The 13128-nt window shown below is 58.7% G+C and carries 8 protein-coding genes and 1 pseudogene; 8 read left to right on the top strand and 1 reads right to left on the bottom strand.

Features of this window, described 5'->3' with window-relative positions; translation table 11 throughout:
- From K0F75_RS26135 to K0F75_RS02420, 8 genes are all read left to right on the top strand, one after another.
- Positions 1-95 (top strand): hypothetical protein (locus K0F75_RS26135; protein ID WP_374028591.1); only part of this gene is annotated, 95 nt, incomplete at its 5' end.
- Positions 96-160: 65 nt separating this feature from the next.
- Positions 161-661: a thiol peroxidase gene (gene tpx / locus K0F75_RS02450; protein ID WP_219060164.1), complete on the top strand. Its 501-nt coding sequence runs from the start codon at positions 161-163 to the stop codon at positions 659-661.
- A gap of 161 nt (positions 662-822) precedes the next feature.
- The gene (locus K0F75_RS02445; RefSeq protein WP_219060163.1) at positions 823-2127 is read left to right on the top strand and encodes an MdtA/MuxA family multidrug efflux RND transporter periplasmic adaptor subunit; all 1305 of its coding nucleotides are present in this window, start codon (positions 823-825) and stop codon (positions 2125-2127) included.
- Positions 2124-5234, top strand: a complete 3111-nt coding sequence (locus K0F75_RS02440; protein ID WP_219060162.1) for an MdtB/MuxB family multidrug efflux RND transporter permease subunit — start codon at positions 2124-2126, stop codon at positions 5232-5234. The genes K0F75_RS02445 and K0F75_RS02440 overlap by 4 nt, the downstream gene beginning before the upstream one ends.
- A complete protein-coding gene (locus tag K0F75_RS02435) occupies positions 5231-8338 on the top strand; it encodes an efflux RND transporter permease subunit (protein ID WP_219060161.1) in 3108 nt (1035 codons plus the stop codon). Before K0F75_RS02440 ends, K0F75_RS02435 begins: the two co-directional genes overlap by 4 nt.
- Entirely contained in the window at positions 8335-9804 is a 1470-nt protein-coding gene (locus K0F75_RS02430) for an efflux transporter outer membrane subunit (protein WP_219060160.1), read from the top strand. Before K0F75_RS02435 ends, K0F75_RS02430 begins: the two co-directional genes overlap by 4 nt.
- Positions 9805-9987: 183 nt before the next feature.
- Positions 9988-12090, top strand: a complete 2103-nt coding sequence (locus tag K0F75_RS02425; RefSeq protein ID WP_219060159.1) for a bifunctional diguanylate cyclase/phosphodiesterase — start codon at positions 9988-9990, stop codon at positions 12088-12090.
- Positions 12091-12170: 80 nt separating this feature from the next.
- On the top strand, positions 12171-12917 hold the full coding sequence (locus tag K0F75_RS02420) for an SDR family oxidoreductase (RefSeq protein ID WP_219060158.1): 747 nt from the start codon (positions 12171-12173) through the stop codon (positions 12915-12917).
- Between the two features lie 28 nt (positions 12918-12945).
- Here K0F75_RS02420 and K0F75_RS25550 read toward each other — a convergent pair.
- A pseudogene (locus tag K0F75_RS25550) lies at positions 12946-13128 on the bottom strand (PLP-dependent aminotransferase family protein); the annotation flags it as partial.

The raw sequence follows: 13128 nt of genomic DNA, 5'->3' as shown, positions 1-13128 counted from the left end.
GGCAGATGTCGCGGCGGGTGCGGGTGTTCGTCGACTGGTTGGTGGAGTTGTGCGCCCGGAACAATCGGTTAGACAAAATCCAGTCAGGCCCATAGGTCCCTACGCACTTTCGTGTTTAACTTCCGGCTCTTCCAAAAACCCTTTAAAAAGGACTCAGCTCATGGCTCAAGTGCCCCAGAAAGGCAACCCTATTCAAGTCAACGGCGAACTGCCAAAGGTTGGTAGCTCCGCACCTGCATTTACGCTGGTGGCGGGTAACCTGGCTGACGTTACCCTGGCCAACTTTGCCGGAAAACGCAAAGTGCTGAACATTTTTCCAAGCATCGACACCCCGACCTGCGCCACCTCCGTGCGCAAGTTCAACGCCCAGGCCAATGACCTGAGCAACACCGTCGTGCTGTGCATTTCCGCCGACTTGCCGTTCGCCCAATCCCGTTTCTGCGGTGCCGAAGGCCTGGAAAACGTCCAGAACCTGTCCACGATGCGTGGCCGCGAGTTCCTTGAAAACTACGGTGTGGCAATCGCTGAAGGCCCGCTGGTAGGTCTGACTGCGCGTGCCGTGGTTGTGCTCGACGAACACGACAAAGTACTGCACAGCGAGCTGGTCTCTGAAATCGGTCACGAACCGAATTACGACGCTGTTCTGGCTGTTCTAAAGTAACGCTTTGTAAAACATTAACGGCCTGGCCTCGTCCGGGCCGTTTTTATTTGTGCTTCAGGGTCTTATCGAAAGTAAGCGCTAAGTAAATTGCCGGTAAAGGCGCTTTGCTTGGGCCCCAACTGTGCTTATTGTTCAGCCTCCCGTAGAAGCTCACGCGCACAATGGTTGATTTATTCATGCAATCGTCTGGCCCCCGTAGTTCCCGTCGCTGGCTGATCAGCCTGGCAGTCCTGTTGATTATCATCGGCCTGTGCTGGTGGTGGTGGCCATCTTCAGCCACACACAAAAGCGCGGCAGCCACCCATCCAAAGTCCACGAGCGGTACGCCTCGTCCGGGTTTTGGCGGTGCAACCGGGCCGGTTCCTGTACGTGTGGCACCTGCCACCGTGGGTGACTTCCCGATTTACTACAAAGCGCTGGGCACTGTGACAGCGATGAACACGATCAATGTTCGCAGCCAGGTAGCGGGGCAGTTGGTCAAACTCAACTTCCAGGAAGGGCAGATGGTCAAGGCGGGTGACCTGCTGGCCGAGATCGACCCACGCAGTTACCAGATTGCGCTGGAGCAGGCCGAAGGTACGTTGCTGACCAATCAGGCGTTGCTCAAGAACGCGCAGATTGATCTGGAGCGTTATCGCGGCCTGTATGCCGAAGACAGTATTGCCAAGCAAACACTGGACACCGCTGCGTCGCTGGTGGGTCAGTATCAAGGCACGATAAAGAGCAATCAGGCAGCGGTGGGCGACGCTAAACTAAATCTGGAGTTCACCAAGATTCGTGCGCCTATCGCCGGGCGAACCGGGCTGCGCCAACTGGATGTCGGTAATCTGGTGGCGGCCAATGACACGACAGCGCTGGTGGTCATCACCCAGACCAAGCCGATCACCGTCAATTTCACCCTGCCCGAGAAAGACTTGTCAGTGGTCATTGCGCGTTTTCGCAGTGGCGACAAGCTGCCGGCGGAAGCCTGGGACCGGGGCGACGTGAAACTGCAAGCCACCGGCGTGCTGTACAGCCTGGATAACCAGATCGACATCACCACGGGCACATTGAAGTTCAAGGCCCGTTTCGATAACCAGGACGAAGTGCTGTTTCCCAATCAGTTCGTTAACCTGCGCCTGCGTGCCGACACCCTTAAACACGCAGTGCTGGTGCCTTCTGCTGCGATCCAGTTCGGTACCAACGGGACATTCGCCTACGTGATGGACGGCGACAAGAAGGTCAAGATCCGCCAGTTGCAGACTGGAGCGAGCGACGAAAACGCCACCGTTATCACCAGCGGCCTGGCCGAAGGCGAGCGCGTCGTGCTTGAGGGTACCGATCGCTTGCGCGATGGCAGTGAGGTGGAAGTGGTCAACGATAGCAAGGACGTCCCCGCCACGCCGGTGCAAAAGTTGCAGGGTCAACCTTCAAAGGGTACCGATGAATCGGCTGTAGCCAATAAGGCGGAAAAAAGCCGCGTATGAACATCTCCCGGCTGTTCATCCTGCGTCCGGTAGCGACCACCCTGAGCATGCTGGCCATCGTTCTGGCCGGCCTGATTGCTTATACCTTGTTGCCGGTCTCGGCCTTGCCTCAGGTGGATTACCCGACTATTCGCGTGCTGACGCTTTACCCCGGCGCCAGTCCGCAAGTGATGACCAGCGCAGTGACCGCGCCTTTGGAGAGGCAGTTCGGGCAGATGCCAGGGCTCACTCAAATGGCCTCGACCAGTTCCGGTGGTGCCTCGGTGATCACCCTGCGTTTCAGTCTCGACCTCAATATGGACGTCGCCGAGCAGGAAGTGCAGGCCGCGATCAACGGTGCGACCAACCTTTTACCCACGGATCTGCCAGCACCGCCGGTGTACAACAAGGTCAACCCGGCCGACACCCCGGTACTGACCCTGGCAATCACCTCCAAAACCATGTTGCTGCCCAAGCTTAACGACCTGGTCGATACGCGCATGGCGCAGAAAATCGCCCAGATCAGCGGTGTGGGCATGGTCAGTATTGCTGGCGGACAGCGTCAGGCGGTACGGATCAAGGTCAACCCTGAGGCGTTGGCCGCCAATGGCCTGAACCTCGCGGATGTGCGCACGCTGATCGGTGCGTCCAACGTTAACCAGCCCAAGGGTAACTTCGATGGCCCGACGCGGGTATCGATGCTCGATGCCAACGACCAGTTGAAGTCGCCGGAGGAATACGCGGAACTCATTCTCGCCTACAAAAATGGCGCGCCTTTGCGTCTGAAAGACGTGGCTCAGGTCGTCGACGGTGCGGAGAATGAGCGGCTGGCAGCCTGGGCCAACGAAAATCAGGCCGTACTGCTCAATATTCAGCGCCAGCCCGGTGCAAACGTCATCGAGGTGGTCGACCGGATCAAGGCGCTGCTGCCCAGCATCACTGATAACCTGCCCGCCGGGCTTGATGTCACCGTGCTGACTGACCGCACGCAAACCATTCGTGCGTCGGTCACTGACGTGCAGCACGAGTTGTTGATTGCCATCGCGTTGGTAGTCCTGGTCACGTTTCTGTTCTTGCGTCGGGTCAGTGCCACGATCATTCCGTCGATTGCCGTACCGCTGTCGCTGGTCGGCACATTTGGGGTGATGTACCTGGCCGGGTTCTCGGTCAACAACCTGACGTTGATGGCGATGACCATCGCCGCTGGCTTTGTGGTGGATGACGCCATCGTGATGCTGGAGAACATCTCGCGACACCTGGAGGAGGGCGACACGCCACTGCAAGCCGCGCTCAAAGGCGCGCGGCAGATCGGTTTTACCCTGATCTCACTGACGATTTCGCTGATTGCCGTGTTGATTCCATTGTTGTTCATGGCTGATGTGGTCGGTCGGCTGTTCCGTGAGTTCGCGATCACCCTGGCGGTGGCGATTCTGATTTCCCTCGTGGTGTCCCTGACCCTCACGCCGATGATGTGCGCCAGGTTGCTCAAGCGTGAGCCCAAGGCAGAGGAACAGGGCCGTTTTTATCGCGCCAGCGGGGCCTGGATCGATTGGATGATTGCCGCGTACGGCCGCAAGTTGCGTTGGGTGCTCAAGCATCAACCGCTGACCTTGCTGGTGGCCATTGCCACCTTGGGCCTGACGGTGTTCCTGTACATGATCGTGCCTAAAGGCTTTTTCCCGGTGCAGGACACCGGAGTGATTCAGGGCATTTCCGAAGCGCCGCAATCGGTGTCCTTCGCCGCCATGAGCGAGCGGCAACAGTCGTTGGCGAAAATCATCCTGCAAGATCCGGCGGTGGCGAGCCTGTCTTCCTATATCGGAGTGGACGGTGATAACGCGACACTCAACAGCGGACGCCTGCTGATCAACCTCAAGCCTCACAGCGAACGCGACCTGAGCGCCACGCAAATCATTCAACGCTTGCAACCGCAGCTCGACACGCTGTCGGGCATCCGTTTGTTCATGCAGCCGGTGCAGGACCTGACAATCGAAGATCGGGTCAGCCGTACCCAGTATCAATTCAGTCTGTCGTCGCCGGACTCCGATCTGTTGGCCGAGTGGAGCGGCAAGCTGTCTCAGGCCTTGAGTAAACGAGCAGAATTGACCGATGTCGCCAGCGATTTGCAAGACAAGGGTTTGCAGGTCTATTTGTTGATCGACCGTGACGCTGCCAGCCGCCTCGGTGTGAGCGTGGCGAACATCACCGATGCGCTCTACGACGCCTTCGGTCAGCGCCAGATTTCCACCATTTACACCCAGGCCAGCCAATACCGTGTGGTGTTGCAGGCGGTTTCCGGCAGCGATCTCGGGCCGCAGGCTCTGGATCAGATTCACGTCAAGACCACTGCCGGTACTCAGGTCAAACTGTCGAGCCTGGCACGGGTCGAACAGCGCCAGGCGCAGTTGGCGATTGCCCACATTGGTCAGTTCCCGTCGGTCATGATGTCGTTCAACCTGGCACCGGGCGTGGCACTGGGCAACGCGGTGGAAGTGATCAATCAGGTGCAGAAAGACATTGGCATGCCGATCAGCGTGCAGACTCAATTCCAGGGTGCAGCACAGGCATTCGAGGCGTCATTGTCGAGCACCTTGCTGCTGATTCTGGCCGCGGTGGTGACGATGTATATCGTGCTCGGCGTGCTGTACGAGAGCTATATTCACCCCATCACCATTCTCTCGACATTGCCGTCCGCTGCGGTCGGCGCGCTGCTGGCGTTGCTGATCAGCGGCAATGACCTGGGGATGATCGCGATCATCGGCATCATTTTGTTGATCGGTATCGTCAAGAAGAACGCGATCATGATGATCGACTTCGCGCTGGACGCGGAGCGCAATCGAGGCGTCGATCCGGAAACGGCGATTTACGAAGCCGCGCTGCTGCGCTTTCGGCCGATCCTGATGACTACGATGGCCGCACTCTTCGGTGCCGTGCCGTTAATGCTCGCCAGCGGTTCCGGCGCTGAATTGCGTCAGCCGCTGGGCTTGGTGATGGTCGGCGGTCTCATGCTCAGTCAGGTACTGACGCTGTTTACCACGCCAGTGATCTATCTGTATTTCGACCGTCTGGCTAGGCGATGGGGGCACACACCGAATGCGCCCGCGAGCCTGGAGCAGGCTGACGTATGAACCTGTCAGGGCCCTTCATCCGTCGGCCGGTGGCCACCATGCTCCTGAGCCTGGCGATCATCTTGCTCGGCGGTGTCAGCTTCGGTCTGCTGCCGGTATCGCCCCTGCCGAACATGGACTTCCCGGTGATTGTGGTCTCGGCCAGCTTGCCGGGCGCCAGCCCCGAGGTCATGGCCTCCACCGTGGCGACGCCTCTGGAACGCTCCCTGGGCACGATTGCCGGGATCAGCACCATGAGCAGCCGTTCGAGCCAGGGTTCGACCCGGGTGATTCTGCAGTTCGATCTGGATCGAGACATCAACGGCGCAGCGCGGGAAGTGCAGGCGGCGATCAATGCCTCGCGCAATTTGCTGCCCAGCGGTATGCGCAGCATGCCCACCTACAAAAAGGTCAACCCGGCCCAGGCACCGATCATGGTCCTGTCGCTGACCTCCGACGTGCTGGAAAAGGGCCAGCTGTACGACCTGGCGTCGACGATCCTCTCGCAAAGCCTGTCTCAGGTGAACGGCGTCGGCGAAGTGCAGATCGGCGGCAGCTCGCTGCCCGCCGTACGGGTCGAGCTCGAGCCGCAGTTGCTCAATCAGTACGGTGTGTCGCTGGATGAAGTCCGCACTACGATTGCCAACGCCAACGTGCGCAAACCTAAAGGGTCGGTGGAGGATGCCGAGCACAACTGGCAGGTGCAGGCGAACGACCAGCTGGAAAAAGCCAAGGATTACGAACCGCTGATCATCCGTTACCAGGACGGTGCGGCCCTGCGCCTGAGTCACGTGGCGAAAGTCAGTGACGCGGTAGAGGACCGCTACAACGCCGGTTTCTTCAACGACAAGCAGGCCGTGTTGTTGGTAATCAACCGTCAGGCCGGTGCCAACATCATCGAGACCGTCGCGCAGATCAAGGCGCAGTTACCGGCTTTGCAGGCAGTGCTACCGGCCAGCGTCAATCTGGACCTGGCCATGGACCGCTCGCCCGTGATCAAGGCGACCTTGCACGAAGCAGAAATGACTCTGTTAATCGCCGTGACCCTGGTGATCCTGGTGGTGTTCTTTTTCCTCGGCAACTTCCGCGCTTCGTTGATCCCGACGCTGGCGGTCCCGGTGTCGCTGGTGGGTACTTTCGCCGTCATGTACCTGTCCGGTTTTTCCCTGAACAACTTGTCGCTGATGGCGTTGATTCTCGCCACCGGCCTGGTGGTGGACGATGCCATCGTAGTGCTGGAGAACATATCCCGGCACATCGACAAAGGCGTGCCGCCTATGCAGGCCGCGTACCTGGGCGCCAAGGAAGTGGGCTTTACCTTGCTGTCGATGAACGTATCGCTGGTGGCGGTCTTCCTGTCGATCCTGTTTATGGGCGGTATCATCGCCAGCCTGTTCCGCGAGTTTTCCATCACGTTGGCGGCATCGATTGTCGTCTCGCTCGTGGTGTCCCTAACCCTGACTCCGATGTTGTGCGCCCGCTGGCTCAAACCCCATGATCCGGATCGGGAAAATCCTTTGCAACGCTGGAGTCGTCGCCTCAACGAGCGGATGGTCGCGGGCTACGACCGTAGCCTTGGCTGGGTGTTGCGTCATCGAAGGTTGACCCTGTTGAGCCTGCTGCTGACCATTGGCGTCAACATCGCGCTGTATGTGGTGGTGCCCAAAACGTTCATGCCGCAACAGGACACCGGTCAACTGATCGGCTTCATCCGAGGCGACAACGGCCTTTCGTTTTCAGTGATGCAGCCCAAGATGGACATTTATCGCAAGGCTGTGTTGGCTGATCCCGCCGTCGAGAGCGTGGCCGGTTTTATCGGCGGCAACGGTGGCTCCAACAATGCCACGATGATTGTGCGGCTCAAGCCCATCAAGGAACGCAATATTGCCGCCGATAAAGTCATTGAGCGTTTGCGCAAGAACATGCCGCAAGTTCCCGGTGGCCGTTTGTTTCTGATGGCCGACCAAGACCTGCAATTCGGCGGCGGACGCGAGCAGACCACCTCTCAATACCAATACATCCTGCAAAGCGGCGATTTGACCAGCCTGCGTCTCTGGTACCCGAAAGTGCTGGCGGCGCTCAAGTCATTGCCGGAACTGACCGCTATCGACGGGCGTGAAGGTCGCGGCGCGCAACAAGTCACCCTGCAAGTGGACCGTGATACCGCCAAACGACTGGGCGTTGACATGAACATGGTCACGGCAGTGCTGAATAACGCTTACAGTCAGCGTCAGGTTTCCACCATCTATGACAGCCTCAACCAGTATCAGGTGGTGATGGAGGTCAACCCTAAATACGCTCAGGACCCGGTCACACTCGAGCAGGTTCAGGTGATCACGGCCGCAGGCGAGCGCATTCCGTTGTCGAGTTTCACCCATTACGAACGCAGCCTGGAAAATGACCGGGTGACCCATGACGGTCAGTTCGCTTCCGAAGACATCTCCTTCGACCTGGCGGAGGGCGTGACGCTTGAACAAGCCTCTACTGCCATTGAGCACGCCGTGGCCAAAGTGGGCTTGCCCACCGATGTCATCGCCAAAATGGCGGGGACAGCCGACACCTTCGCCGCCGCCCAGAAAAGCCAGCCGTGGATGATTCTGGGTGCGCTGGTGGTGGTGTATCTGGTGCTTGGGATCCTCTATGAAAGCTACATTCACCCGCTGACCATTCTGTCGACCTTGCCGTCGGCAGGGGTCGGGGCGTTACTGTCGATCTATCTGCTGGGTGGCCAATTCAGCCTGATCTCGTTGCTGGGTCTGTTCCTGTTGATCGGGGTAGTGAAGAAAAACGCCATTCTGATGATCGACCTTGCTCTGCAATTGGAACGTGAGTCCGGGATGACGCCACTGGAGTCAATCCGCAGCGCGTGCCTGCAACGTCTACGGCCAATATTGATGACGACGCTGGCCGCTATTCTTGGCGCCTTGCCCTTGCTGCTGAGCAGTGCCGAAGGGGCAGAGATGCGTCACCCGCTGGGGCTGACGATTATCGGCGGCCTTATTTTCAGCCAGATCCTGACCCTGTACACCACCCCTGTGGTTTACCTCTATCTCGACCGTCTGCGCCGTCGCGTCAACCAATGGCGTGGCGTGCGCACCGATGCTGCTTTGGAAACTCCGCTATGACCGACCGCCTGCAAATCAAACCCGTTTTACAGCGGCCTGTGCGTTGGCTCGGTCTGGGGCTTTGTGCCGTGTTCCTGAGCGCCTGTGCGGTCGGCCCTGACTATAAAAAGCCGGAAATGACCACGCCCGCGCAATTCAAACAGGCCGAAGGCTGGCGTCAGGCTGCGCCGAGCGATGCGCTGGCCCGGGGCGCTTGGTGGGAGTTGTATGGCGATGCACAACTCAACGGTCTCGTGGAGAAACTCAACAGCTCAAACCAGACCGTCGCTCAGTTTGAAGCGCAGTACCGGCAGGCCAAGGCTCTGGTGCGCAGTGCTCGCGGTGCGTTCTTTCCGACGCTGGATCTCAGTGCGAGTAAAAATCGCTCCAGTCAGGGCACCGGGAGCAGCAGTTCGAGCCTGACCAGTTCCAGCAGTGGTATCCGCGACACCTACAGCACTCAGTTGGGTGTCAGTTGGGAGGCTGATGTCTGGGGTAAACTGCGTCGTGGTCTGGAGGCCGACAAGGCCAGCGCTCAGGCGAGCCTTGCCGATCTGGCGTCGATGCAGTTGAGTTTGCAGTCGGAATTGGTGCAGAACTACCTGCAACTGCGGGTGATCGACGAACAAAAACGCCTTCTCGAATCGACGGTCGACGCTTACCAGCGCTCGCTGACCATGACGCAGAACCAGTACCGTGCCGGTATCTCCGGCAAAGATGCGGTGGCGCAGGCGCAGACCCAGCTAAAAACCACCCAGGCTGATTTGATCGATTTGATCTGGCAGCGTGCTCAGTTCGAGAATGCAATCGCTGTGCTGATGGGCCAGGCCCCGGCAGACTTCAATCTGGCGGCCACGACGGCCATTCCCGCGTTGCCGCAGATCCCGCTGGAGTTGCCTTCGCAGCTGCTCGAACGCCGCCCGGACATCGCTGCGGCCGAACGCTCAGTGATGGCGGCCAACGCCAATATCGGCGTCGCCAAAGCTGCGTACTACCCGGACCTGACGTTGAGCATGAGTGGCGGTTATAGCAGCTCCACGTTCACTAACTGGATCAGTTTGCCGAACCGTTTCTGGTCTGTCGGACCGCAGCTGGCGATGACCCTGTTCGATGGCGGCCAGCGCTCGGCGGAAGTCGATCGGACTGAAGCGGTTTATGACCAGACGGTGGCCCAATACCGTCAAACCGTGTTGAACGGTTTTCAAGAAGTGGAAAATTATCTGGTGCAGCTCAAGGTCTACGAAGACGAGGCTGGCGTGCGCACCGAGGCCTTGATGTCGGCGCGTGAGTCCTTGCGCTTGACCAACAACCAATATAAGGCCGGCCTTATTGCTTACCTGGATGTGGTCAACGTGCAAACCACTGCGCTGAGTAACGAACGAAGCGTGCTGACGCTGTTGCAAAGCAGGCTGATCGCCAGCGTGCAACTGATTGCGGCGTTGGGTGGCGGCTGGAATGCCGAGAGCGGATTGAATATTCAAGAGTGATTGATGGCGCAGTGCGCCAGAAATGGCGCCATTGCAGGCGCGCCCGTTCCTACACAGCATTCGGGCTGTAGTGGGCGCGAAAAAATAATTAAACCAGCTGCGATTTTTTGTACAAGTTGAGTACAATCCTCGGCCTTTCAGCGGCATGAATGCTCATCATCTGCCACGGTCACGAGAACGCTCATGCTTATTGGCAGTTACACACCCTCGCTGGTTCTGATCTCTATTTTCGTGGCAATCCTGGCGTCTTATACGGCGCTGGACCTGGCCGGTCGCATTGTCACGGCCACGGGCCGCACGGCTTATCTATGGATGGGCGGCGGTGCGCTGGCGATGGGCATTGGCGTCTGGTCGATGCATTTCATCGGGATGCTTGCGTTCCATCTGCCAGTCGAACTCGGCTATGACCTGTCGATCACCTTGCTGTCGCTGGCTATTGCCATTTTGTCCTGTGGTTTTGCCCTGTGGTTGATCAGCCAACCGCAACTGCCAGCCCTGCAACTGAGCTTCGGCGCGCTGGTCATAGGCGCTGGAATCAGCGCCATGCACTATTGCGGCATGGCGGCGTTGCGGATGCAGCCAGGCATTGATTACGACCCAACGTTGTTTGTGGGCTCCCTGCTGATCGCGGTCAGTGCTTCAGCGGCAGCGTTGTGGATTGCCTTTCGACTGCGTCGGCAAACCCCCTACGTGCGTTTGGCTAGAGGCGGGGCCGCAGTATTCATGGGCATGGCCATTGTCGGTATGCATTACACCGGTATGGCGGCGGCAGGTTTTGCCGATGGCAGTTTTTGTGGTGCTGTCGGCAGTGGGCTGCGGGTTGATGGCCTGGACAAGCTCGTGCTGGTCACCAGCCTTGCAGTCCTGACCATTGCCTTGCTGACGTCGATCCTTGATGCACGCATGGAGGATCGCACTGCCGAGCTGTCCAACTCGCTGAGCGTGGCCAATCGAGAATTGACCCAGCTGGCTCTGCACGACACGCTGACCGGCCTGCCCAATCGCGTGTTGCTGGCGGACCGTATTGAACAAGCCATGGGCAAGGTCGACGAGCATGGCGGCTGTTTTGCATTGATGTTTATGGACCTGGATGGATTCAAACCCGTCAACGATGCGTTTGGTCACCATATGGGCGACTTGCTGTTGCGCCAGGTCGCGCTGCGCCTGCGGGAAGATCTGCACGGCAAAAACACCCTGGCGCGTATCGGTGGGGATGAGTTTATCCTGCTGGTCGAACTGAGCGAGACAGAAGACGCCTCAAGCATCGCCGCCCGCCAGGTGGCCTTGATCGCCCAGCCCTTCATGGTCGCCGATCATGGCTTGCAAATCTCCGCGAGTATCGGCATAGCCCTTTACCCCGGCAATGGCCAGACCCAGCATGAACTGCTGATGAACGCCGACGCCGCGATGTACCACGCCAAAGGTTCGGGGAAAAACGGTTACTGTTTTTTCGATGCGTCAATGAACACCAATGCACGCAACCAGTTGCAGCTGTTGCAGGACTTGCGTCGGGCGCTCAAACAAGAACAGTTTTGCTTGTATTACCAGCCAAAATTTGATGCCAATAGTGGCCTGCCATTAGGCGCGGAGGCCTTGCTGCGCTGGCATCATCCGCAGCTGGGGTTGCTGCTGCCAGACACGTTCATTGGGCTTGCAGAAAAGACCGGGTTGATTATTCCGATTGGCGAATGGGTGCTCAACGAGGCCTGTCGGCAAATGCGCGTCTGGCATGATCAGGGCTATACCCACTGGCGGATTGCGGTGAACCTCTCGGCGTTGCAGTTCTGCCATAACGATTTGGTCACCAGCATCGCCAAGGCCTTGGCGTTACACCGTCTGCCGGCGAACAGCCTGACCCTGGAAATCACCGAAACCACCGCCATGAGTGACGCCGACGTCAGCATGACCGTGCTGCAACAACTGTCGGAGATGGGTGTGGACCTGTCCATCGACGACTTCGGTACTGGCTATTCCAGCCTGATGTACCTCAAGCGCCTGCCCGCTAACGAATTGAAGATCGACCGGGGCTTTGTTCGCGATCTGGAGCACGACAGCGACGACGCGGCGATCGTTTCGGCGATAGTCGCCCTGGGCCAGGCACTTGGATTACGCATCGTCGCCGAGGGCGTCGAAACCGATAAGCAGCAAAGCTTTCTGACCGAACTCGGCTGCAACTCCCTACAGGGGTTTCTTTTAGGTCATCCGTTGCCGGCGGAACGCTTTATGGCACATATCAGTCAGGCGAAGCGCAAAGAGGGGGCTAAGCGTGTGCTTGATGAAGCGTGATCAGTGTCGGATCATGGCTTTCTCTCATCCCAAGCCTGCGCTAGGCTGACCACCATTAGCGATTGATCGGAAGCTCACCCATGGAAAAAGTTCTTCTCATCACCGGCAGCTCTCGTGGCATCGGGGCTGCAACTGCTTTGCTTGCCGCAGAGCAGGGGTATCGTATTTGCATCAATTATCTCTCCGACCATCAAGCGGCCGAGCGGGTGTGCGCACACATTCGCAAGCTCGGGGCGCAGGTGATGGCGGTGCAGGCAGATGTCAGCGATGAAGACGAAATTATCGGTTTGTTCGCCCGGATCGACGCCGAGTTGGGGCCTGTGACGGCACTGGTCAACAATGCGGGCACCGTTGCGGAGGCCTCCCGGGTTGAAGAAATGTCCGAGTTCCGCATGCTCCGAATGATGAAAACCAACGTGGTCGGACCGATGCTGTGCGCCAAGCACGCCTTGCTGCGTATGTCGCCACGTCATGGCGGCAAAGGTGGCAGCATCGTCAACGTCTCTTCGGTCGCAGCCCGCCTCGGGGCCTCGGGAGAATACGTCGACTATGCCGCCTCCAAAGGCGCGCTGGACACATTCACCCTAGGCCTGGCGCGGGAAGTGGCGGGTGAGGGGATTCGGGTCAACGCGGTGCGACCGGGCTATATTTTTACTGACTTCCATGCCTTGAGCGGCGATCCACATCGGGTCAGCAAACTTGAACCTGGCATTCCCATGGGGCGCGGTGGCTGCGCGGAGGAAGTGGCCGAGGCGATCATCTGGCTGCTGTCGGCAAAAGCCAGTTACGCCACGGGGACGTTTATTGATCTGGGTGGCGGTCGATAGCGTCGCGGGGTGCTTGACGCGAGCGCTGTCAGAACGAGCGAATAATCCGGCCCAGGGTCTCCATGGCCTGTTCCGACGTATCATTCCACGGGCTACCGTAGTTGAGGCGGATGCAGTTACGAAAGCGCTGGGTCGGGGAAAATATCGGCCCGGGAGCGATGCTGATGCCTTGGGCCAGGGCCATCTGGAACAGCTTCAGGGAGTCCATGTG

It is taken from the genome of Pseudomonas sp. UMAB-08 (genome assembly GCF_900095225.1).
Taxonomy (GTDB): Bacteria; Pseudomonadota; Gammaproteobacteria; order Pseudomonadales; family Pseudomonadaceae; genus Aquipseudomonas.
This window is presented reverse-complemented; position numbering and strand designations above follow the sequence as displayed.